The sequence below is a fragment of the Mycetocola manganoxydans genome, from assembly GCF_003667545.1.
Lineage (GTDB): Bacteria > Actinomycetota > Actinomycetes > Actinomycetales > Microbacteriaceae > Mycetocola_A > Mycetocola_A manganoxydans.
Genome location: NZ_RCUV01000002.1, coordinates 85,362 through 107,780, shown reverse-complemented (window position 1 = coordinate 107,780; position 22,419 = coordinate 85,362). Strand labels below are relative to the sequence as shown.

19 protein-coding genes and 1 pseudogene are annotated in these 22,419 nt (G+C 61.7%); 12 read left to right on the top strand and 8 right to left on the bottom strand.

Annotated features, from left to right (window positions below; genetic code table 11):
* Nucleotides 1-80: 80 nt before the first annotated feature.
* The 5 genes from D9V29_RS01825 to D9V29_RS15075 form a co-directional block, all read right to left on the bottom strand.
* A complete protein-coding gene (locus D9V29_RS01825) occupies nucleotides 81-1,502 on the bottom strand; it encodes an MFS transporter (protein ID WP_229790380.1) in 1,422 nt (473 codons plus the stop codon).
* A gap of 368 nt (nucleotides 1,503-1,870) precedes the next feature.
* On the bottom strand, nucleotides 1,871-2,530 hold the full coding sequence (locus tag D9V29_RS01820) for a cyclodeaminase/cyclohydrolase family protein (protein ID WP_121671612.1): 660 nt from the start codon (nucleotides 2,528-2,530) through the stop codon (nucleotides 1,871-1,873).
* Nucleotides 2,523-3,494 carry a GGDEF domain-containing protein gene (locus D9V29_RS01815; RefSeq protein ID WP_183084883.1) on the bottom strand — a complete coding sequence of 324 codons (972 nt, stop codon included), beginning with the start codon at nucleotides 3,492-3,494 and terminating at the stop codon, nucleotides 2,523-2,525. The genes D9V29_RS01820 and D9V29_RS01815 overlap by 8 nt, the downstream gene beginning before the upstream one ends.
* 105 nt (nucleotides 3,495-3,599) lie before the next feature.
* Nucleotides 3,600-4,025, bottom strand: coding sequence for a hypothetical protein (locus D9V29_RS14850; RefSeq protein ID WP_183084890.1), 426 nt, complete (start codon nucleotides 4,023-4,025; stop codon nucleotides 3,600-3,602).
* A gap of 55 nt (nucleotides 4,026-4,080) precedes the next feature.
* Nucleotides 4,081-4,209 (bottom strand): hypothetical protein, encoded by a 129-nt coding sequence (locus D9V29_RS15075; protein ID WP_259462879.1) that lies wholly within the window; start codon nucleotides 4,207-4,209, stop codon nucleotides 4,081-4,083.
* 184 nt (nucleotides 4,210-4,393) lie between these two features.
* Between D9V29_RS15075 and D9V29_RS01805 the strand changes: the two genes are divergently transcribed.
* Nucleotides 4,394-5,728: a hypothetical protein gene (locus tag D9V29_RS01805; RefSeq protein WP_121671610.1), complete on the top strand. Its 1,335-nt coding sequence runs from the start codon at nucleotides 4,394-4,396 to the stop codon at nucleotides 5,726-5,728.
* Between the two features lie 38 nt (nucleotides 5,729-5,766).
* On the opposite strand, the gene D9V29_RS01800 is transcribed toward D9V29_RS01805, so the two are convergent.
* Complete coding sequence (locus tag D9V29_RS01800) at nucleotides 5,767-6,057, bottom strand: cell wall-binding repeat-containing protein (protein WP_121671609.1); 291 nt, start codon at nucleotides 6,055-6,057, stop codon at nucleotides 5,767-5,769.
* 411 nt (nucleotides 6,058-6,468) lie between these two features.
* Between D9V29_RS01800 and D9V29_RS01795 the strand changes: the two genes are divergently transcribed.
* From D9V29_RS01795 to D9V29_RS01755, 9 genes are all read left to right on the top strand, one after another.
* Nucleotides 6,469-7,932 (top strand): tyrosine-protein kinase domain-containing protein, encoded by a 1,464-nt coding sequence (locus tag D9V29_RS01795; RefSeq protein ID WP_121671608.1) that lies wholly within the window; start codon nucleotides 6,469-6,471, stop codon nucleotides 7,930-7,932.
* 2 nt (nucleotides 7,933-7,934) lie between these two features.
* Entirely contained in the window at nucleotides 7,935-8,537 is a 603-nt protein-coding gene (locus D9V29_RS01790; protein WP_259462878.1) for an arsenate reductase/protein-tyrosine-phosphatase family protein, read from the top strand.
* A gap of 948 nt (nucleotides 8,538-9,485) precedes the next feature.
* Nucleotides 9,486-11,336 carry a nucleoside-diphosphate sugar epimerase/dehydratase gene (locus D9V29_RS01780; protein WP_121671605.1) on the top strand — a complete coding sequence of 617 codons (1,851 nt, stop codon included), beginning with the start codon at nucleotides 9,486-9,488 and terminating at the stop codon, nucleotides 11,334-11,336.
* A gap of 14 nt (nucleotides 11,337-11,350) precedes the next feature.
* The gene (locus D9V29_RS01775) at nucleotides 11,351-12,469 is read left to right on the top strand and encodes a DegT/DnrJ/EryC1/StrS family aminotransferase (RefSeq protein ID WP_121671604.1); all 1,119 of its coding nucleotides are present in this window, start codon (nucleotides 11,351-11,353) and stop codon (nucleotides 12,467-12,469) included.
* Entirely contained in the window at nucleotides 12,466-13,107 is a 642-nt protein-coding gene (locus D9V29_RS01770) for a sugar transferase (RefSeq protein ID WP_308428555.1), read from the top strand. Before D9V29_RS01775 ends, D9V29_RS01770 begins: the two co-directional genes overlap by 4 nt.
* Before the next feature lie 8 nt (nucleotides 13,108-13,115).
* Entirely contained in the window at nucleotides 13,116-13,745 is a 630-nt protein-coding gene (locus D9V29_RS01765) for an acetyltransferase (RefSeq protein ID WP_229790381.1), read from the top strand.
* On the top strand, nucleotides 13,742-14,899 hold the full coding sequence (locus D9V29_RS01760; RefSeq protein WP_121671602.1) for a glycosyltransferase family 4 protein: 1,158 nt from the start codon (nucleotides 13,742-13,744) through the stop codon (nucleotides 14,897-14,899). The genes D9V29_RS01765 and D9V29_RS01760 overlap by 4 nt, the downstream gene beginning before the upstream one ends.
* The gene (locus tag D9V29_RS14845) at nucleotides 14,896-16,242 is read left to right on the top strand and encodes a hypothetical protein (protein ID WP_183084882.1); all 1,347 of its coding nucleotides are present in this window, start codon (nucleotides 14,896-14,898) and stop codon (nucleotides 16,240-16,242) included. The genes D9V29_RS01760 and D9V29_RS14845 overlap by 4 nt, the downstream gene beginning before the upstream one ends.
* An 8-nt stretch (nucleotides 16,243-16,250) precedes the next feature.
* Nucleotides 16,251-17,378 (top strand): glycosyltransferase family 4 protein, encoded by a 1,128-nt coding sequence (locus D9V29_RS01755; RefSeq protein ID WP_259462880.1) that lies wholly within the window; start codon nucleotides 16,251-16,253, stop codon nucleotides 17,376-17,378.
* Here D9V29_RS01755 and D9V29_RS01750 read toward each other — a convergent pair.
* Both D9V29_RS01750 and D9V29_RS01745 read right to left on the bottom strand, forming a co-directional pair.
* Nucleotides 17,368-18,585, bottom strand: a complete 1,218-nt coding sequence (locus tag D9V29_RS01750) for a polysaccharide pyruvyl transferase family protein (RefSeq protein WP_183084880.1) — start codon at nucleotides 18,583-18,585, stop codon at nucleotides 17,368-17,370. The genes D9V29_RS01755 and D9V29_RS01750 overlap by 11 nt on opposite strands.
* Nucleotides 18,586-18,630: 45 nt before the next feature.
* The gene (locus tag D9V29_RS01745) at nucleotides 18,631-19,794 is read right to left on the bottom strand and encodes an MATE family efflux transporter (RefSeq protein ID WP_147436207.1); all 1,164 of its coding nucleotides are present in this window, start codon (nucleotides 19,792-19,794) and stop codon (nucleotides 18,631-18,633) included.
* Nucleotides 19,795-20,037: 243 nt separating this feature from the next.
* On the opposite strand from D9V29_RS01745, the gene galE reads away from it, so the two are divergent.
* On the top strand, nucleotides 20,038-21,060 hold the full coding sequence (galE, locus tag D9V29_RS01740; RefSeq protein ID WP_121671598.1) for a UDP-glucose 4-epimerase GalE: 1,023 nt from the start codon (nucleotides 20,038-20,040) through the stop codon (nucleotides 21,058-21,060).
* 120 nt (nucleotides 21,061-21,180) lie between these two features.
* Nucleotides 21,181-22,277, top strand: a pseudogene (locus tag D9V29_RS01730) (acyltransferase family protein).
* Nucleotides 22,278-22,419: the final 142 nt, after the last annotated feature.

The following is a 22,419-nucleotide window of genomic DNA, read 5'->3' as shown; positions in this document are numbered from 1 at the left end:
CAGGCACGTTTGCCGTGCGCAACTTCGAAGCTTCGGCCCACACAGGCGCAGCAACCGCGGCCGCGAGAGGCGAACGGATGCTAGCGGGCGCCGCTCTCGTGGATGTGAGCCGCGTTAGCACCGGCAGAGTCACCGGCACCAGCACCAGCGGCAGCGGCATCGGCATCAGCAGAGTGACCACCAGCCACCCCACCCGGAGCAACGCCGTCGGCATCCAGCGGTTTCTGCTCCCGGGCAGCAGCCATCGCCGCCCGCCCTGACGGCAACAGCACAGCCACGACCATCACCAGGATGGTGACGATTCCAGCGATGACGAGCAGAAGTTGCACACTGATGACATCGGCGAGCGGACCGAACACCGTCATCCCGATCGGCGTCGCCATCGCCATCACGATCCCGACGTAGCTGAATACCCGGCCGTGCATCTCGGGCTTCACCGTCTCTTGAACGAGCGTCATGAACGGCGCCGAGAACAGCGGCACGAGAAGCCCGAACGCGAACATGAATCCGTAGAACACCCACAGGTTCGGTGCGAGCCCGAGCGCCATGGTGAACACGGCGAAGCCGAATGTCGAGAACAGGATCAGCGAGATGCGCCCTCGCTTCGCCAGCACGGTCGCGACCAGAACACCGCCGAGGGTCATGCCGACGCTGAACGCGATCTCGAGCACGGTCACCATCCACACCTCGGTGCCGAAGGTCCGCGCGATGAGCAGCGGCGTGATGAACGACGGCGCCACCGTCAGCAGGAAGATGATCGCGAAGACTCCGAGCAGCCAGCGCACAACCTTGTGCGCCCAGATGTAACGGAATCCGCCAACGAGATCCTCGCGGTAGCTCGTCGTCTTCGAGGCTATGGAAGCCAAGGTGGGAACGCTGACGAACAGCAGGAACCCGACACCGATCACCGCTGTGACCACGTCGATGAAGAACACGGGCACGATCCCGTACAGCCCGAACACCGCACCGGCAGCGGCAGGCGCGAGCAGTGCCATCGCGGACTGGAACGACCCGAACACACCATTGACCCGCATGAGTTGGTCAGCGGGAACGATCTGCGGAATCATCGCCGAGACCGCCGGCGTCTGGAACCCGGCACCGATCGACCGCGCACCGACCGCAAGCAGAATCACCCACAAATCCGTGATCCCGTTCGCCATGGCGACAGCGAGAACGAGGGTGATCGCCGCAATCGACGTATCGGCGATGATGACGAGCACACGCCGATTCATCCGGTCGGCAACGACACCGCCGAAGATCGACACAATGCCCTGCGGCAGAAACGCGGCAACGGCATACAGGGCGATCGCGAGCCCGGACTGGGTCGCAAACGTGACGTACCACATCACCGCGTACTGCACGATCATCGATCCGAACAGTGAGATCGTCTGCCCGCTCAGGAACAGGGTGACGTTCCGCTTCCAGTGGGGTGGCACAGCGGATGCCGCGTCGCCGCCCGCGAGGACGTCGTCGCCAACAGAGGGGGAGGGTTCCGAATTCACGTGCTCAGGGTACCGACTGCTTCCGACACCCGTCACCGTCTGTTCGCCGGGAGCGTTCCCGCGCTGCCGACGGCCGTGCAGTTGCGATAGGGATCCTTGCGCGAACATTCGGGCGGTGAATCAGGGAGTCCGTCCATGTATAGAGCACGGACCCCACGATTCACCGCCCGAATGTATCAGTACTAAGCAGATGGTGCTTCTCCGAAGCCTGCGGACGCTTCGGACGCCGACGCCTCCGACGCCGAGCGGGAGCGTGCGCGCGCTGCCGCCGGCCACCATTTCACCCGGAACGGACGAGAACACCCGGCGTACCGGGTGTTCTCGTCCGCAGTGGATGAAAAGGCGTCACTGAGCCGGCAAAGTGGCGGCTACTCGCCCGGGTTCAGCCGGTCCCGACCCTCGATCTCCGCGGCCAGCCGGTCGATGCGGGCAAGAACAGCGTCGAGCTCCTGAACCGTCTCCCACAGCACCGGATGCTCTTCCGCAACGGGCGCAGAAGACCCGGCGGAGCCGGACTCCAGCGCCGACAGGTCGAAGTTCACATTCGCCCGCGCCCCGGCAACGGCAGCGCGCAGCGCCCCGCACGCCACCGCGACATCGGCGATGAGCGCCGGCTTGCCGTGCTCGGCGAGCCACTCGAGGTCGCCGACGGCCGCTGCTCCCTGCTTGCCCAGGTCCGCAGATGCATGCGCCGCCTCAACGGATGCGTCGCGAATGGCATCCGCGCGCCCCTCGTGCGGTTTCAGGCGAAACGCGCTGCCGAATGATTCGGAGGCGGCGGCATCCGAGTCGGCCAGCAGCAAGGCGGTCTTCCGTCCGGCAGTGGCACGCGCGCGGAGCGCAGAAAGCTCGTCAGCGAGAGAATCCGACACCGAGGTATACCCGGCAACCATCGACGTGAGGCTGTACGCGATCGCGAGCATGACCCCGGATGCCGCGCCACCACCGGGCGAACCGGTCGACTCGGCGAGAGCGGCAGTCCACCGGTCTACGGTCGACGCCCGGGCTGAAGCAGAGTCGTCAGGCATCCGCCGCGACTTCCCACCACTCGGACCGAGTGCCCTTGCGCGACTTCACCGAGTACAGCGCCTCGTCGGCGATTCGGAACAGCTCGACTCCGGTCGTGCCGTGAGCGGGCGCGAGGGCGACGCCCATGCTGAGTGGCATCGAGAGTTCGACCCCGCCGTCGAGCGAGATCGGCTGCGAGTGAGCCTCGTGCAGACGGTCGATCACCGCACGCAGGTCGTCGAGCGGTTGCGTGGCATCCAGTCCTTCGAACACGGCGAGGAACTCGTCACCGCCGATCCGCCCGACCACATCGACGGAACGAATGCAGGCGCGGGTGCGCTGGGCGAATTCGCGCAGCACGGCATCCCCGACCGGGTGCCCGTAGGTGTCGTTGATTCGCTTAAAGTCGTCGAGGTCGATCATGCCGACGGCGAGCGCGGTGCCTGCCCGGGAGCCGCGGGCAAGTGCCTCCGCCAGGTGCGCGGCAAGAGCTGTGCGGTTTGGCAGTCCGGTGACCGGATCGTGTGTGGCCTGGAACCGCAGCTGCTCCTGCAGCTCGATCAGGGGACTGATGTCTCTCTGCACACTGACGAAGTGAGTGGTCGTGCCCGAGGCATCCGCAATCGGGGTCACGGTGAGCGAGTTCCAGAACGGGGAGCCGTCCTTGCGGTAGTTGAGGATCTCGCCGCGGAACGTCTCACCCGACTCGAAGCTGTCGCGCATGAGCTGGATCGTTACTGCGTCGGTCTCCGGGCCTTGCAGGAGAGCGCAATTCTTGCCCATCATCTCGTCGGCGCTGTACCCGGTGATCTCCGTGATCGCCCGGTTGGCATAGATGATGCGCCGCTCGGCATTCGTGATGAGCGAGCCCTCGGACACCGCTTCGAGCGCCGATGCGAACAAACCGTCAGGCAGGCCTGCGGTCTGTGTCTGGCGAACGGATGCTCCGCCGCCGTCGACAGCAGACGTCGCGTTCGGGTTCATGCTTTTCATCTCCGGGTTCAACCGATGCGGTCTGACCATATTCCCATGCGCTCGCTGATCGAGCACCTCAACGCTGGTCGAGCCCCTCTCGCTAATCGAGCACCCTCAACGCTGATCGAGCCCCTCCCGCTGATCGAGCTTGTCGAGATCCCGCATCGAAACGGGGCCATCCCTCCGTGGTCGCTTCGTCACGAACACCACGAATGCGGCCAGCGCGAGCGCGGCGAGGATCCCGGCAGCGAGCCACCCGACCCAGGAGTTCGAGCCGTACGCGGCAACGCCCGCTGCGGCACCGGCGACACTCAGCACGATGCCGCCTGCGAGTGAGGCCGTCGGCAGGTCGAGGGGTTGCGCTGGCTGCGGAACTTCGGGAACGGCAGGCCACGCGACGATGTACAGGGTCGCGAACGGACCCAGTAAGAGGGAGAGAAGGAACCACGCGAGTCGCGACCGGTTCTTCTGCTCGGCGAGACCCGCGTTGACGAGGGCGAGGGCGAACCAGCCCCAGGAGTTCACCGCGTTGGGATCCATGCGCTCACCCTAGCGAAGGGTGCCCGCCTGGGCCATGCCCGGGAAGGGCGGCCCGCTAGAAGGCGGTCTGCGACGTGATGGCCGCCACCACGAGCGAGCCGGCGAGAACGGAGCACACGGCGAGAGCCGCGACGGGCACCCAGCGGTTCCGGGCGCGGCGAGGGAAGGGGCGATGCTTGGACATCTCTCGAATATAAGGTCCGTCCACACGTCGCCGCCCTGATTTCGTACCCCCAATTCGCCCAAACACCCGATAGGCCCGTAGTGACCCACCCCCAGTGCGAGGGCCCTGACTCGGGCGCTCAAGGGGCCGCGCGGTATGGTGACTCGGGCACCATGCTGACCTGGTGCGCAGGGGGACAACCAATATGAAGCTCAACGACACCGACCGCGGGCCGTTGAATGACAATGAGACGCCACTCATCGAGCCGAAGCGGGCGCGACGGGCAAGCGATGACACGCAGCTCATCGGTTCCGACGCTGAATCCCCGGCGGGCCACGACGCCCACCAGGCCAATGCCGGTCGCCGGCTGATCGACCCCGACGCCACCGCTCCCATGGACGTGACCTCGATCGACGAGTCGGTTTTCACGCTCTCCCTTCCTTTTAAGAAGACGATGGTTGCGGCCGATACACGCGACACCCCGTCCGAAGCAGAAACAGCCTCGATCGCGGTTCTCCTGCGCGATGACGGCAAAGAGGTCAGTGCAGACGTTGCCGAACACGAGCGGATGATCCGCCCAACGCCGGCCGTCTTCCTGCCGGGCAACAAGCAGCGCACGACCCGCAGCATCCTGACCATCATCATCTCGATCGTCACCGTCCTCGCTCTCGTCGGTGTTGGCATCCTGTTCGCAGTGAAGAGCCAGGCGGCGACCCCCGAGCAGCAGGCATTCGAGGCATACTCCGCCCGGCAGCTCACCGTGGCGACGGCCGATCGCACGCTTACTTCCACCTACAGCGCCATCTCCACCGCCACGACCGAAGCCGAATCGGTCAACCTCGCGGCAGCAGCCGCGCTCGCCGCCGTCGCCGGTGTTTCCGACGAGACAGCACGAGCTGCAGCGGAGACCCAGCGCGTCACGACCGCCGCCGCCATCGCAGAAGTCGTCGCCGTCGACCCGGCAGAAACCCCGTACGCCGCGCCGGGCGTGAGTGCGGGCTCGAGCCTCAGCGTGATCGGTGCTGCCCTCGACGAGATCTCCGCTGAGGCCACACGCATCGAAGCAGCTCAGCTCGAACTGGATGCCGCGCTCACAGCGATAACGGATGCCCGCACCGCCTTCGCGACGGCTTTCACGACGTTCACGGACACGATCCCAGCGACGGCGACCGCGCTGATCGAAGCCAACACGGATGCCGGCCAGGAATGGCGAGACGCGGTCAGCACCGCGGTCACCGCGTTGACGACGGCTGTAAAGAACGGGGGCGGCGCTGCGGAACTCCAGGCGTATGCCGCAGCGGCTTTCGCTCTTCAGGACGAGAACGCGCGGGTGCTCCTTGAGCAGCAGGAGTCCGTGGATTCAGAAGAAAACACGACTCCGCAGACTCCGAACCGTCCACGGAACGACTCGAACCCTGACCCGGTCACTCCGCCGCGGCCGACCCCGCCTGCCCCGGGCCCCGTTGTACCTCCGGTGATTCCGGAGGTACCGGAAGAGCCAGTGCCGGTTGATCCCCCAACCGACCCCGTCCCGGAGTAACCTTCAGGACTCGACGAGAGACCGAAGCGCGTTCCTGCCTACTTGCAGGCCACGAGCTTGGCGACGTTGGCGCTGAGCGCGCCGGTTCCGCCGAGCAGCACGACTGAACTCGCGCGCAGAGTCTTGATGTCGGCGAGCACCTGAGCCGGGACGCACGTGGCTCGCACGGTGTAGAGCGGCGCCTTGTTCTTTCCTGCCAGCGCAGCGCCGGCGAGAGCGTCGGCGAAGCCGGCACCGTTGGCGAGATAGACGGTTCCGTTCGTGGCGAATGACGCCCGGTTGATGGCGCCCGCGGTTGCGTAGCGGTCGGAGCCACCGAGGCGGTTCACGTTGGCGGCTTTCGACCTTCGCGTTCACAGCGCCGGCGGCACCCGGAGCGCTGGCGGGGGCAGAGGCGGGGAGAGGTCCACCGACGACCACGATCTTTCTCGGGTTCCGCCCGGTGATTTCGCTCATGATGGTCTGGGTCTTTGCTTCGGCATATCAGCCGCCGCCGGTGCCGTCAGCGCCACGATAGAACCGCTGTAGTTGCAACAGAAATGGCCCGCAGTGCGTTCTCGCGGACCTTCGCTCACACTATTGGCCGACTCGAGCAGCGAATACTCCCATAAAGGGGCACGATGGGCTGCTCGAACGCGTAATATGCCGCTCCGCCCGGCCGAACGGCGAATGAGTTCGCGAGTGTATGCAAAACTAAACGGACATGTCTATGTGTTGACAGTTGCAATTAGGGGGACTCTTTGGAGCTCAAGGACTACGTAAGAATTCTGCACAAAAGCTGGATTCTTATAGTTGCCTGCACTTTGCTCGGTGTGGGCGCGGCGGCGGCGTACTCGCTGACGCTGGCTCCGAAGTACCAGTCGACCACGCAGCTGTACGTTTCCGTTCGAGCCTCCGAGGGAGCTGCCACGGGAGATCTCGTGCAGGGCACGAGCTTCGCCCGCCAAGCTGTGACCTCTTATGTCGACGTTGTAAACAGCGCGCTCGTGCTCGATAAGGTCATTGACGAGCTCGATCTCGACGTGACAGCGCAGCAGCTCGCGCCGACGATCGCCGCAAGTTCCCCCTTGAACACGGTGCTCATCGACGTCACCGTGACAAATACTGACCCGGTCCAGGCCGCAGCAATTGCAAACTCCGTGGGCGCAACCTTCGCCGACGTCGTCACCAACCAGCTTGAGAAGCCGGAGGGTGAGACCGCAAGCCCGGTGAAGATCGAAACCATCCAGCCGGCAGTGACTCCGTCGAACCCGTCGAGCCCCAACGTGCGCCTGAACATCATTTTGGGCCTCCTCGTTGGATTGGCCATCGGGCTTGGCGTTGCTGTTCTGCGAAGCGTCCTCGACACGCGCATCCACAGCTCGCATGACATCGAGACGGTGACGGATGCCTCGATCCTTGGCGGGATTGCCCTCGACCCAGAGGCGAAGAAGCGTCCGCTCGTGGTTCACGCCGACCCACGGAGCCCCCGCGCAGAATCTTTCCGGAGCCTTCGTACCAACCTTCAGTTCGTCAACCTCGAGAAGGGGCCGAGGAGCTTCGTCGTCACCAGTTCCATCCCCGGCGAGGGAAAGAGCACGACCACCGCCAACCTCGCGATCGCTCTCGCCGAGACCGGCGCCTCGGTTGCGCTCATCGACGGCGACCTCCGCCTTCCGCGCGTCGCCGAATACATGGGTATCGAAGGTGGCGTTGGCCTCACGGATGTTCTCATCGGTCGCGCAGAGCTGGCAGACGTACTTCAGAAGTGGGGTCGGGGCAAGATGTACGTGCTCCCCAGCGGGCGCGTACCTCCGAACCCGAGCGAGTTGCTCGGATCCGCAGCGATGAAGCGGGTTCTGACATCGCTGACCGACCAGTTCGATTTCGTGCTCATTGACGCGCCGCCTCTGCTCCTCGTCACTGACGCGGCAGTCATCTCGAAGCTCACCGGTGGGGTCATCATGGTTGCTGCCTCCGGTCGGACCAAGAAGAACGAGCTGGGTGCTGCCGTGCGCACACTCGAAAGCATCGGCAGTAACCTCGCTGGCATCGTCGTTACGATGCTGCCTACCAAGGGCCCGGACTCGTACGCCTACGGTCAGTACAGCTACGGCAAGTTCGATGATCTCGAACCGACAGCCGATCACGTTGCCGGTAAGAAGATCAGCAAGAAGGCGGCCGCGAAGGGGCGACGGTCGCTCCGCGAAGCGAGCATGGAGTAGTCGTGGCTGACTTCTCTATTCTGACGGTGTGCTCCGGCAATATTTGTCGGTCTCCCATGGCCGAGCAACTCTTGCGGGCTGGGTTGAACTCCTATCCCGGGGTCTCCGTCGGTAGCGCCGGTACGGTCGGCCTGGTTGGCGAACCCATGGACGCGCGTGCGCTCGACCTGGCTACCAGCTTCGGAGTGACGGATGCCGCCACCCACGTGGCTCGCGAACTCAACGAGAAACAGATCCGCGAGGCCGACGTCGTGTTCGCCATGTCGCGCGAGCACCGTCGCGCCGTGGTGCAGCTTCACCCGCGCGCTTCGCGCTACACCTTCACCATCCGAGAGTTCGCGCGGATCGCCGCCGAGATCACGGACGCTGATCTGACGGACGCCGCGCTCCTTCCGGGCGACGACGTGGCTGGACGCTTCGCGGTTGCGGTCGACGCTGCGGCTTCCCTGCGTGGAATGGTCACCCCGCTTCAGAATGCAGACGACGACGACGTCGTCGACCCGTATCGCCGTGCCGACGAGGTCTACACGCTGTCGGGCCAGCAGCTCGTCCCGGCGGTTCAAGCCACGCTCGCGTTGTTCGGGCGCGCGGCGACGGCGGTCTGAGGGTTTCGTGGCATCCAACAGAGCACCGGTCCACCGGTCGAGAGGTAATGGAATCTCTCGGCGCTGGTGGATCCTTGCGCTGGCTCTGTTTCTCGCGTTTGACGTCGCTCTGATTGCGCTCGCGCTGAACGCCAACCGCGCACCGGCCGGAGTCGCTGCCAAGACTCCAGCTCCTCCAACGGCGTCTTCGCTGCCGAGCGAATCGAGTACCCCGACGCCCACCACAGCCGCGCCGGTCGTCGCGCCGAAACGACTTCTCGCCGCAGTATCAGCGGATGTGGCGTGGCGCGGGGTTGTCGGCGTCTGCCCCGACGGCTCGTCCGCGCTCGAGTACACAGAAGACGGCGGAGCTTCGTGGACGTCCGTTGACCCTGCCCTGGAGACGAGCGCGAACACGCTGGTGCGCATCGTCCCGAATTCGGCGACCGAAGCCAACGTTGTCACCCTCAACGGAGACTGCGATCCGCAGCTGGTCGGCACGTTCGTTGCTGGCGAGGCGTGGGAAGACTATTCGGGAAATCTCGGCTCCTACTGGTACGTCGACCCGACGGACGCCGGGAACGTGCAGTCACCGAGCGGGCCCCAAGCGGCCCCCTGTGCATCGGTGATTGCTCTGGCTACACGTACAGAATCGACGGCTGTCTTGTGTGGGGATCAGACTGTCTTTGAGCTGACGAGCGGTTCTGCCGAGTGGTCGGGGCCGTTAGCAGTCCCTGGTGCTGTCGCACTCGCTGGGTCGGGTGACGGGTACATCGTCGCGGTCTCCGGCCAAGCCGAGTGCGAGGGGACATCCGTCGTCGTGATCACTGGAGGCGGGCCAAGCCCTGCGAGCGGTTGTCTCAGTGGGGCGGTCTTGCCGGGCGAGACAGCCGTGGGGGCTGCTAGCGACGGAACGCTCTGGCTGTGGGCCGGAGAGAATTTTGTACGATCTACTGATGGGGGAGCGACATGGAGTTAGAGCCGGAACCAAGAGCAAGCGACCGCGGGCGTAATGGCGAGGTCCCGCTGGTACGGTTTGGCGCCCAGTTCGTGCTTGACGCCATTGCATGGGCAGTAGCACTCCTCCTAGCGGTTATCTTCCGTTACGAATTTTCGTTCGGCGAGATTGGATGGGCAGCTCTTTTCGGGTTGATCCTCCTCGCGACCGTCCTCCAGTTGGTCATCGGTTGGGGCTACGCCCTCTATAAGGGCCGTTACACATACGGAAGTTTCGAAGAAGTCCGTGCATTAGTGTTCGCGGCGCTGAGCGTATTCGCCATCCTCAGCATTCCGGTGCTCATCTTCGGGCCGATCATCGATATAGCCCGCAGCGCGACAGTCATCGCGTTCCCCATCGCCGTCATACTGATGTTTGCCGTCCGCTACGCCAAACGTCTGTTCGTCGAGCGCAAGTACAAGCCGGGAAGCGAAGCAAACCGGACCATCATTTACGGTGCTGGCTACCTTGGGGCAACGCTCATTCGAAGAATGCTCACAGACCCAACGTCCAAGTTCCTGCCTGTCGCACTGATCGACGATGACCCCCTGAAGTCGAACGCGCAGCACCGCGGCGTTCGAGTCCAGGGAACCTTCCACGACCTGCATCGAGTTGTAGAAAAGACTCGCGCCACCGATCTGGTCATCTGTATCGGGCGCGCGGATTCTTCCCTCATTAGGCGGATTTCCGACGCAGCAACAGCCGCGGGCCTCCGGGTGAAAGTACTCCCCCCACTCGAGACGCTGCTCGAACGCAAGACAAGCTTGGCCGATATGCGGGACATCTCAATCGAGGATCTCATCGGTCGCCACCCTGTCGACACCGAGGTTGAGACTATTGCTGGTTACCTCAAGGGAAAGAAGGTCCTCGTCACCGGTGCTGGTGGTTCTATCGGGGCAGAATTGTGTCGACAGATCGCTAAGTATGGTCCCGGTGAGCTCATCATGCTCGATCGCGATGAGACCGGTCTCCAAGGTGCCCAGATTGGCATTTCCGGTCACGGGCTCCTCGACACAAGAGACGTCGTCCTGGCCGACATTCGGGATCAAGTTGCTCTCAACCAGATATTCGTGGAACGTCGACCCGATGTTGTGTTCCACGCCGCCGCGCTCAAGCACCTGCCCATGCTCGAGCAATACCCGGACGAAGCGTGGAAAACAAACGTTCTTGGGACACTGAACGTGCTCGAAGCGGCTCGAACAGCTGGTGTATCGACCTTCGTCAATATTTCGACCGACAAAGCAGCTAACCCGACCAGCGTTCTCGGCCATTCAAAGCGGGTCGCGGAGAAGCTCACGGCGTGGATGGCGGAGGAGACGGGCCGGACTTACCTGTCGGTTCGTTTCGGCAATGTGATCGGCAGTCGCGGTTCTATGTTGCCTACTTTTACCTCTTTGATTGAATCTGGAGGGCCGCTCACTGTCACTCATCCGGACGTCACGCGGTTCTTCATGACGATCCCTGAAGCATGTCAGCTCGTTGTCCAGGCCGGCGGAATCGGCAGCGCAGGCGAGGTTCTCATACTCGACATGGGTGAGCCAGTGAAGATTCTGGATGTGGCGCAGCGAATGATCTCAATGTCGGGCAAAGACATCGAAATCGTGTTCACGGGACTTCGTCACGGCGAGAAGCTTCACGAGGAGCTCATCGGGCAAAACGAAACTGATGAAAGACCTTTGCACCCGAAGATTTCGCATGCACGCGTCAACGGCATCTCACCACAACGACTCGACAAGCGGGGCTGGGAAGAGCGAATGTTCGCGTCACCGCGCAACAATGACACCTCCATCATCGAACGACTTCCGGCGGGAGATATCAAGTGAACGAACGAATTCACATGTCATCACCCGACGTCGGTGCGCTCGAGGAGAAGTACGTCGTGGCTGCCATTCGGTCTGGCTGGATCGCACCCTTGGGACCAGACGTTGATGCATTCGAGCAGGAGTTGGCTGAGCGAGTCGGGGTGAACCATGCTGTTGCTTTGAGTTCCGGAACAGCGGCACTTCACCTCGGGCTCATAGGTATGGGCGTTGCGCCAGGCGATGTCGTGTTGACGTCGACGATGACGTTCGCGGCTACTGCCAATGCGATCGTCTATACAGGCGCCTCTCCGCATTTCATCGACTGCGATGTCGAAACAGGCAACATGGATCCCGAGCTTCTCCGGGGTGCGCTCGAGAGGCTGCGAGGGGATGGCGTCAAGCCGGCGGCGATCGTCCCCGTCGACCTGCTCGGCAAGACGGTCGACTACACGGCCATCCTCGCTGTTGCAGACGAGTACGCGGTCCCGGTGCTTTGCGATGCAGCCGAATCGCTTGGGGCGTCGCACCGCGGCCGCGCCGCCGGTTCCTTCGGGAGCGCATCGATCGTCTCGTTCAACGGCAACAAGATTATGACCACCTCCGGTGGCGGAATGTTGCTCACGGATGACGAAGGACTGGCAAAGCACACTCGCTATCTGGCCACACAAGCGCGCCAGCCCGTTGTGCACTATGAGCACACTGACATCGGCTATAACTATCGCTTGAGCAACCTTCTTGCGGCTCTTGGTCGAGCACAGCTGTCTCGACTGGACGAGATGATTGCGCGGAGGCGCTCGATTCGCGACCGATACCGAGATCTCTTCAAAGAAGTCGATGGGGTGAGAATCTTCGGCGGAGACAGCGATTCAGAAGACAACGTATGGCTGACGTCGATTCTTGTACACGAATCAGTGACCGGCTGGAGCCCCAGAGACCTGACCGCGGCTCTTGGCGCGGAGAACATCGAGAGCAGGCCGCTGTGGAAGCCAATGCACCTGCAGCCGGTGTTTCATGGTGCAGCAGCCACGGTGAACGGGTCGGCAGAAAAGCTCTTCGAGACTGGAATGACGCTGCCCAGTGGTTCTGCGCTCTCTGACGACCAAATCGAGCACGTCATGGCCGCTATTAGAGAGTTCGTGGAGACCGCCCGTTGACGATTTCAGCAAAGCGTGAGCGGTATGACCATAAGAAGCGCCACTTCGACTTCGTGGTGGGGCTCGCACTATACGTGTTGACATTGCCGGTTCAGGCAGTGGTTGCCGTCGCCGTGGCCGTACGGCTCGGCAGGCCAGTACTCTTCCGACAGCCTCGACCCGGACTGCACGGCAAAGTTTTCACATTGGTGAAATTCCGCACGATGAAAACCGCCACCGCCGGAGAAGGTGTGAGCTCCGATGCCGCACGCCTGACTTCATTCGGGCGCATTCTGCGAGCCACCAGTCTCGATGAGTTGCCTACGCTCTCCAACGTTATCAAGGGAGACATGAGTCTAGTCGGCCCCCGGCCGCTTCTCACGTCGTATCTCGACCGCTATTCGCCCGAGCAGGCAAGACGCCACGAGGTTCGGCCTGGTGTTACTGGGCTCGCCCAAGTCAACGGACGGAATGCCATCACGTGGGAAGAGAAGTTCGCGATGGACGTCGACTACGTCAACAACCGCTCATTCAAGCTTGACCTGCAGATTCTCTGGGCAACAGTGTCGAGCGTGCTCCGCCGGAGCGGTGTCTCTGCCGAGGGCCAGGCTACGATGACCGAGTTCCATGGAACCACTACAGACGGCGGGGCATCTTGACAGTCCCGTTGGTCATCATCGGTGCGGGCGGATTCGGCCGCGAGGCGCTTGACGTTGTCGCGGCGATGAACGAAACTCACCGCAACAGGTTTGAGATCGTCGGAGTCGTCGACTCCGCGCCCAGCCTTGTGAATATCTCGAGATTAGAGGATCGAGGTATCTCTTACCTCGGGACGGAGACCGAGTGGCTGTCCAACGGGAACGATGCATCGTTCGTTGTGGGCGTGGGTGACCCGATCATGCGGTCGACGATCGCGGCGCGTTGGATTGATGCTGGTCGATCGCCGGTGACTCTCGTGCATCCCTCGGCGATCGTCGGCGGTATGTCCACGATCGGCGCGGGGAGCGTCGTGTGCGCTGGTGTGCAGATCTCGACGAACGTTCGATTGGGTGAGTATGTTCATCTCAACCCCAACGTCACGGTGGGCCACGATTCTGCCCTGGAGCGCTGCGTCTCGATCAACCCAGGCGCTATCGTATCCGGGGAAGTCCAGATTGGGACGGGTTCACTGGTTGGAGCAGGGGCAGTCATCCTTGCTGGGTTGAACATCGGGAGAGACAGCGTCGTCGGAGCCGCCGCATGCGTGGTGCGGGATGTTGAGGCGTCGACGGTCGTCAAGGGGGTGCCCGCGCGATGAGCACGAAGTCGGTCTGCCTCATCGTCACAGCTGAGGTCACCGCAACTACCTTCTATCGTGGCTACCTCGCATATTTACGGCGCTCCGGATGGGATGTCACACTGATCGCGTCATCCGACGGGAATCTCGAGGAGCTGGGGCATTCGGAAGGTGTACAAGTCGTCAACGTTCCAATGCGGCGCGACCCTTCCCCCGGTGACGACCTCGTGAGCCTTGTCAGGTTATTCAAGCAGCTCAAACGCTTGAAGCCTGATGTTGTCGTCACGGCGACGCCAAAGGCTGGGCTGCTCGGCACGTTATCCGCCCTTCTGGCGAGAGTCCCAGTTCGCGTCTATCAACTGTGGGGAATCCGATTTGAAACAGAGACGGGTCCCAAACGAGCGATGCTCAAGCTCCTCGAGTCCTGGAGCATCCGATTTTCGACGCAGGTCGTGGCAAACAGTGACAGCCTCGCGCGCCGCGCCGCCGACCTGGGCTTGCTCGGCCGGAAGCAGACCGTAGTGCTCGGGCCCGGTAGTTCGCACGGCGTCGATCTCGAGCGCTTCTCGGCGGACGCAGAATTTCCAACAGTGGACTCCGCGACCGCGAAATTTCTTGCAAGGAGGCCGAGCGCCCTTGTTATCGGTTTCGTGGGCAGGGTGCATCCGGACAAAGGTATACGCACACTTCTGCAGGCACTCGAGATTTGCGCACGGCAAGCCCTAGATGTGCGACTTCTGGTGGTTGGTGCGTTCGAGAGTGCCGACGTCGTGACACAGATCGAACAGTCCCAGATTGAAACTCATCTTGTCGGTTCCGTTGATGACACCAGACCTTACTTGCGCGCCATGAACATTCACTGTTTGCCGACGAGGCGAGAAGGGTTCCCGAACGTTGTGCTCGAGGCAGCCGCTATGGGGCTGGCAACTGTTGCGTCGGACGCAACGGGGGCCATTGACTCCGTTGTCGACGGCGAGACCGGTTTGCTCTTTGTCACGGATGACGCGGAATCGTTGGCGCGAGCGATTACTCGGCTTGCTGTCGACAAGGATTTGCGATCGCGTCTTGGTACGCGGGCCCGCGCCCACGTCGAAGCCAACTTCAAGAGAGAGAAGATCTGGTCTCTTCAGGAGGCCAACCTTTCGGGCCATCTCGCTGAGAGGGTCGCATCGTGAACATTCCCATCACCCAAGGGCTGTCCACTTTCGAGGGCCTCGCCTCGGTACTCGTGATGTCCATCGTGGGTTTCGCGATCGTCATGGCTGTGAGTGGTTCAGTGAAGTCGGTCAACATCCGATCGGCATGCATGCTCGCGTTGGTTGTGACCGGCGCAACCCTTGTTGTCCTGATCGCCTCGGGAAATAAGCTCGTCGCTGACGAGATCGTGTGGCACAGTCTGGCCGAGGAAGCTAGCCGATTCCTCACCGGGCAGTCGAATGCGCGGGTCGACTACGTCGAAGGGAAGGAGGGGTACCTCTGGATCATCGGAGCGCTTTACGCCATCTCCGGGCCCGTCCCGATGATGGCAATCGTGCTGAACACGCTCTTGAACGCGCTCACCGTAGTGACCGTTGCTCGCACAACCGAGATCATCACGAAGACGTATCCACTCCTGCCAGAGGAAGTCTGTCGCCGGGCGGTGCGCCTTGCTGCGTTGTTTGCAGCGCTTCTTCCCTCCCTGTTCATTTGGGCGCCCCGCGTGCTGCGCGAAGCGCCGAGTACCTTCCTGATTTCAGTCGCCGTGCTCGGAACACTTCAAGTCGTGCGGACTCGGCAGACCCGATACGCCGTATTGGCGCTTGGCGCGGTCGCCGGACTGGCCTGGATTCGGGGACCTGTTGGAATGGCGCTGGGTGTGGCACTGGCCATCGGAGCGGTCCTCGTCTGGTCCCACAAATCTGAATACCGACTCGCAATTCGTTTCTTCCTCCTGATTCCTCTGCTGGCGCTCATTGCGGTCGCCTGGGAGCTCGCCAACACCCAATTCGGTTTGAGCGCCGAGGAAGTCGCCCTTCGGAATCGTGAGCTTGCCAGTGTCGCAAGTAGCGGCTTCGCCGGAACCGCAGAGGCGACTGGCAGCCTTGGATACGGAACGATCCTGATGGTCAACGTTCCACGCGTATTCGCGGGCCCTTTCCCATGGGAGATTACCGCCGTAAGTCCGGTGATGCTTCTTGCTCTCATGGAGGGGATTATCTGGGTAGCGGCGCTCATCCTTGCCATGCGGGCAATCTACGTGCGACGACGTTTCGTCGATTCCTCGTCGCGTGCCGAGGGCGGCCCATTGGTTGCGATTTTGACAATCGCGACCTTGGCGCTCCTTGCGACGCTGGCAGTCAGCGTGGCGAACTACGGGCTACTAGCGCGTCTTCGGCCAATGGCGCTGGTGATCATACTGCCATTGGCTGCGATCGCGATAGCGTCCTGGCCAGCGGTGCGTGCATTGCGCCTCTCCCAAGCAGGATCGCGAAAATTGGCTACCAGGCCAGCAACCGGCCTACGTGGGTTCGGGTCTTAACCGTGAAGATGCTCATTCTGCACTGGGGGACGCGCGGGGGTGGCCCCCAACTTCAGGAGTACATCGGAAAGGCTTTGCGCACTAATCGGGGCCTAGAACTGGCCATCAGTTACGACGAGACGAGTGAGACGGCTGGTTCTCTTCGCCAACTCCACGTGCCAGCTCTGATTGTGGGACGGATCCGGGCGCGGGGACGGATGCGACACGCAGCGCGGCTCCTCTCTCAGCCCTGGGACGCATATCGATTGTGGCGATTCTGTCGTATCAATGACATCGACGTGATTTTTGAAGTGATGGACCACCCTTTGCAAGTCTTGCCGAAGATTATTGCGCGCCTCGCAGGGGTCCGAGTCTTGGGAAGCGTGCACGATGCGGTCCGTCACGCCGGAGAGAAGAGTCGTATCCTCGACATCCTATCTCGCGCATCAATTCGTTCGAGTGACGGCATTCTTACCTATTCGTCGACCGTCGCGACGGAGGTCGCCGCACAAGCATTGATCCCGGCGGCGAAAGTCCATCAGACCGTACACGGTGCGTTCGGCGTTCCGGGTACTCCCAGAACAAGGAAGTCAGATGCGGACGACTTTGTTGTCGGCTTCTTCGGCCGCGTCGAACGCTACAAGGGACTATCCAGGCTGCTCGAGGCCGTTCGAATCCTTCAGACCGATGGAGCCGCTGTGACTGTTCGCATCGACGGTCGGGGCGCGCTTTCTCCCTCCGAACGGGAGCTTGCTGCCCTGGTTCATGCCGAACATGTTCAGCGTTGGATTCCCGAATGTGAAATACAGAGCGTCGTGTCCGGCTATGACGTTCTTGCTCTCCCGTACGATGAAGCCAGCCAGTCGGGCGTGATCGGATACGCGCTCAGCGCTGGCGTTCCGATCGTGTCGACTCCCGTTGGGGGACTGGCAGAACAGGTCGACCAAGCCAAAGCTGGACTCGTCGCCGAGTCGATGAGCAGCGAAGATTTCGCGTCGGCTTTGGGTACGATGCGCACCGAGGAAGTGCTCTATGAGAACTTCTCCAGATCAGCAATTACAAGTGCCCGCACGACGTTCTCTTGGGATCGAGTGGCTAGCGACGTCGTCCGAGCAGCGGAATCGCTATTAACCGGTAGTACGAAATCTAGCTCTTAAGCCATCCAATCGATTGTGCTGTGACTGGACTTGTCCAGGTCCCCGTCGACCGTGAAGGCAGCGATCGGAAGGCGGAAAGAACGGTTTGGGCATCGACCGCGCTCTCAAGTGGTACGACGGAGCCCAACTCTCCGTACCAGGCGAACTGGCCAGCGAACTTCCCGAGATATTCCAGTCCGACGCAGGGCACTCCGCTTGCGAGAGCGCCAACGCACGCATGCATGCGTGCAGAGACCACTCCCTTTGACCCCTGCAGCACGTACTTGGCCTGGGCAGCTGTCTGAGGTGTGAACACGTCGACTTTTTCCCCGACCCTGCGTTCGAGAGCCTTACTGATCTCTTCGGACAGCGCGACGTCGCCGGGCCGTCCTCTCACGTCGTGCGGGAGTAAGACGACGCCATAGTCTGCGGAGAGTGCTACACCGACTTCCACCCAAAAGTCGACCAACGCGGTTCGTGTGAACCAGCCGAGAGTCTCAAAGTGGGCGTTCGGGACCAGCGTGACGTAGCCCCGCGTCGCATGGCGCTCAGCGATGTCCTTGGCAGTTCTTGTTGGAGTGGCAAGGGCCAACGCACCGACATCGGGAGCGACGCGCACGTCCCGCTGGAGAAAGGTCTGGGTTCGCTCGCGCGAAAGCTCGTCGCGGGCCCACAACTCCACGTCGGACGGAAGCGACCTCAGGAGCTTCAACGCCGTCGGGGTCGGGCTCGCTCCCATGCTGAAGTTGGCTAGCTTTGCTCGCCTACCATTGAATGCCGCCTGTCGGAGCGCAGCCACTCGATAGCCCAGGAATCCGTGCAGGTAATTTCCTCCGAGCGTGTCCGCGCCAATGACTGTGGTGTCGGATCGGCCGAAGCGTTCCAGAGCACGGCGATTGAGGACGCCTGTCTGCCCAATCCGCAGGGGTTCCAGCGACTGGACCGATTCGTGCCCGGCAGGCCAATTCTCAGCTGTGCCTGGCATCCACAGGTCGACTCTCTCGTTGAGCTCGTTCGCACCTTCTTCCGTGCCGGCCCGGAGTGCGTCGTCGCCCATCGAGCCGTAGGCCGCCGGCAGGATGACCTGGGTGCGTGTCTCTGCGGTTCGAGCTGGCTCGTTGCCTTGAGCAATTCGTCGTGGTTTCCGCTTATTTGTCGTTTGCGAGAGAACTCGGTCCGCTTCGGTTCGGGCGCGCCGCGCCGCCCCGATGATTGCGCGTCTGGTCATCCCGATGGTCTCCTTATGCTTCATGGCTAAAACACATCGTATGCGCTATGCGCTTGAGTGGCTTTCCTTCATGACGAAGGAGACGATGACGGAACCGAGCAGAACACTGATCAGGGTGAAGCCCCATATCGCTCCGGTGAGGCCTCCAACTAGATATCCGGCAATTGGGAGCACGATGGCACCCAAAAGTTGAGTCGCTCGATACTGAAGGAGACGACGGCCCGGGAGATGCGTCCTCGACACCAGGTAGTAGAACATACCAATAAGATTTGTGCCAACGAAAATACTCGTCGGGAGCGCATACGCAGCGAGGTCGCTCAGAACACTCGTGCTGAACCAACCCTGCGCAGTGATCAGCCACAATCCGAGATATGTCGCCAAACCGAGAGCGATCGCCCCGGTGAGCACGGCCCAGAAGATTCGCGCCGCAGCAAAGAACTCGAGTGGCATTCTCGCCAGTAGCGGTCGAAGCGGATTGAGCGCCAATCGCACGGGAAGTGCAGCGCTTGAGATGCTTCTATACACTCCGAAGTTGGCCACGCCAAGCAGCGGCGCCAGTAGGAGAGGGACGCCGATCGAGCCAGCGTCGAGCATCACGGAATCGGCTAGCAGGCTTCGAATGGACGCGCGATGCGCAGACACCCACTTCCGCAGGCCGAATGACCACTCGAAGCGGGGCCGTTCCCCGAGGAGCACAGCGCAGAAGGACGAAACTAGCCATGCGAGCGCAACTGAATCCAGCGCTGGCAAGAACGCTTGGAAGAGTGCGAATCCCAGAATCATAGCGATGGCCCCTGCTAGGTCCCCGCCGCCCACGAATCTGTGCCTGGCGTTCGCGCTGGAATAGTAGCGGGCACCGACTCGGAACGACGAAATTGCCACGGATCCGGCGAAGGCCGCTGTCAGGAGAATAGGAATGCCGAACACAAAGAAGGCAGCAGATACCGGCAGCGTGAGCAGGGCAACGAGGGTGAGGCTCGTGCAGTACCGGCGCCAGGGCGCTAGCGGGCGTCCTAGTCGAGAGTTGCGAGCCCATGCCTCAGACACGACTGAGTAGATGACCGAGGAAGCCAACGCGAAAACCAGATAAAACAGCGAGAATTGCCCGTAGTCAGCCGGCGACAGGGTGACGATTGCGATTCCCTGAATTGCCACTGTGCTGAGGGCGTTGTATATCGCGTGTCTGGCGGCAATCTTCGATTCAGACACGACTCTGCGATTCTCCATGTTCGTTAGGGTGGCGCGCACATGCTCGCAAGCGGGCTGATGGACTCGCGCGACGACAATGATCGGTCGTCGACGTCTAAACGTTTGTAGCCGGCTCCGAAGATGCGCAAAGAACGGGTGGCACCGGCTCGGCGCTCACCAATCATATATTCGAGAACCGTTATTATTCGAAGACCGTTATGCTCGGCGCAAACGGGTACTGAAGCAATCGGAGGGGGTGCCGCAATGAGAGTTCTGTTGACCGGGGGCGCCGGATACATCGGAAGCCACACCGCTATTGAGCTTCTTGCACGGGGCCACTCTGTCGACATCGTCGACAATCTTTCAAACGGAAATGCCGAGGCCGTGCGCCGGATCCGACGCCTCTCCGACCGGACCGTCGGCTTTTACCAGATGGACCTCAACGATGAGTCGGAGCTTGCACGCGTTCTTGGCGAAGGAGAGTTTGACGCCTGCGTGCACATGGCGGGACACAAGTCCGTTGCCGAATCGGTCGCCGATCCCATCGAGTACTACCGCAACAACATAGGCTCGACGCTCACTCTCATGAGAGGGCTCCAAGAGCACGGAGTAAGAAAGTTCGTCTTCAGTTCCTCGGCCACAGTGTACGGTGATGCTTCCAAATCGCCTCTAACCGAAGAGAACCCAACTGGCGTTGGCATCACGAATCCGTATGGCCAAAGCAAGTTCATGATCGAGCAGATTCTGAGGGATGTTGCTCGCGCCGATACCGAAATGCGCATCGCTGTGCTGCGGTATTTCAATCCGGTCGGTGCACACGAGAGCGGCGAGCTCGGCGAAGACCCGCGAGGAATGCCGAATAATCTTCTCCCATACGTCAGCCAGGTCGCGATCGGTCGACGTGACTACGTATCTGTGTTCGGCTCCGGGTATCCGACGCCCGATGGCACCGGCGTGCGGGACTACATTCATGTCGTCGATCTCGCGATGGGGCACGTCGCAGCGCTGGAACAGCTCGCGCCCGGACTCGATTCGTTCAACCTCGGAACGGGAACGGGAACGTCGGTTCTCGAGCTCATCGACGCCTTTGCGCACGCGTGCGGCCGAGAGATCCCATACCGTGTGGTCGGACCCAGAACTGGAGATGTAGCTGAGAGCGTCGCGTCCGTGGACAAGGCTCGAAGAATTCTCCAGTGGGCCGCTTCACGCACAGTGAAGGATGCTTGCATCGATTCATGGCGATGGCAATCGAATAATCCCAACGGGTTTCCGAGTACGGGCTCCTGATCGCAGAGTCCCGGTTCAAACTGGTTTCTGGGCAGTACAGCTAGCTGCAGCGTACGCTCGGCACATTGAGTTTGCTATCGATGTAATGCGAACTGAGTGTCCGGCTGACTTGGGGGAACTATGACGGCGACTATTTGGACGGCCGAAACGCTGAGGCGAAAGCATGGCCAAAGGCTTGATTCTCTGACAGGACTCCGGTTCATTGCCGCATTCGTCGTCTTTGGAATCCACTCTTTATACTACGGTCAGGATTCCTGGACCGAGAGTGTCTTTGCTGCCGGAATGACCGGCGTCTCGTTCTTCTATATTGTCAGCGGGTTCGTGTTGGCGTGGACAGCTCGAGAGCATGACCCGGTTCGTTCCTTTACCGGCGCCGGTTCGCCAGAATATATCCCGCATACGTGGTTGCGTGGCTTGTTTCCGTAGCGATTCTGGTGACTTCTGGCCGGGGCGTCGGCGTCGTCGACCTGATCCCGCTCACTCTCCTGCAATCATGGGTTCCAACGGAAAGCGTTTACTTCGCGGCGAACGCAGTGTTCTGGAGCCTCTCGTGTGAGGCGTTCTTCTACCTCGTGTTCCCCTATCTTTACCGATGGATGTCTCAGTGGAAGGTTCGAAAGCTCCTGATTGTCGGTGCACTGCTCGTCAGCCTTGTCCTCTCGGTTTCGGTCGCGGTTTCGTTGACGGGTACGACGGAGTTCGGGATATGGGTGGTCGGCTTCTTCCCACCGACCCGCTTGTGTGAGTTCGTTCTAGGGATGATCCTTGCGCTGCTGATACGGCGAGAGGCCTCGTTTGCAGTTCCCCTGTGGGTCGGGTCTTTCGTGGCGCTGGCCGGATACGCCGCGGCAAACGTCGTGGACGACCCCTACTCGCGAGTCATCGTGACCTTGGTCCCCTTTTGCCTCCTTATCTGGTCTGCGGCGCAGGCTGACTTGAATCAGCGACCATCGGTATTGCGAGCGAAGCCCCTCGTGACACTGGGGATTTGGTCGTACTCGTTTTATCTCATTCATACACAGGCGATGACTGGCGCATTCGAGGCCATGGATCGAATCGGAATCAATACCCAGGAGCTGAGTGATTGGTGGTTGTTCGCAGCGGTGGCCGCCTCGTTCATCTGCGCGGTTGCGGCTGCCGCAGCATTGCACTACTTCGTCGAAGCGCCCCTGGAAAAGAGGCTTCGGGGTCGCCGGCGTTCCCGAAGCGATGGTTGACGGAAGCGCCAGCGACCGCGGCTCTAGCTGTCGGGGATTGCACGTATCAGGATTCGAGGGGCTGGCTCTGTAACAATCGATCGACAACCATTGAAAGCGAGTCGAAATGCTCACCTCGTCCTCAAACATCAAACCGCTAGGA

Bases quoted from the DNA above. Each gene is read 5' to 3' on its own strand.
- galE (WP_121671598.1), top strand. From the start codon at position 20,038: ATGAGAGTTCTGTTGACCGGGGGCGCCGGATACATCGGAAGCCACACC.
- D9V29_RS01760 (WP_121671602.1), top strand. From the start codon at position 13,742: ATGAGCACGAAGTCGGTCTGCCTCATCGTCACAGCTGAGGTCACCGCA.
- D9V29_RS01755 (WP_259462880.1), top strand. From the start codon at position 16,251: ATGCTCATTCTGCACTGGGGGACGCGCGGGGGTGGCCCCCAACTTCAG.
- D9V29_RS01820 (WP_121671612.1), bottom strand. From the start codon at position 2,530: ATGCCTGACGACTCTGCTTCAGCCCGGGCGTCGACCGTAGACCGGTGG.
- D9V29_RS01805 (WP_121671610.1), top strand. From the start codon at position 4,394: ATGAAGCTCAACGACACCGACCGCGGGCCGTTGAATGACAATGAGACG.
- D9V29_RS01780 (WP_121671605.1), top strand. From the start codon at position 9,486: ATGGAGTTAGAGCCGGAACCAAGAGCAAGCGACCGCGGGCGTAATGGC.
- D9V29_RS14850 (WP_183084890.1), bottom strand. From the start codon at position 4,025: ATGGATCCCAACGCGGTGAACTCCTGGGGCTGGTTCGCCCTCGCCCTC.
- D9V29_RS01815 (WP_183084883.1), bottom strand. From the start codon at position 3,494: ATGAACCCGAACGCGACGTCTGCTGTCGACGGCGGCGGAGCATCCGTT.
- D9V29_RS01750 (WP_183084880.1), bottom strand. From the start codon at position 18,585: ATGACCAGACGCGCAATCATCGGGGCGGCGCGGCGCGCCCGAACCGAA.
- D9V29_RS01775 (WP_121671604.1), top strand. From the start codon at position 11,351: ATGTCATCACCCGACGTCGGTGCGCTCGAGGAGAAGTACGTCGTGGCT.
- D9V29_RS15075 (WP_259462879.1), bottom strand. From the start codon at position 4,209: ATGTCCAAGCATCGCCCCTTCCCTCGCCGCGCCCGGAACCGCTGGGTG.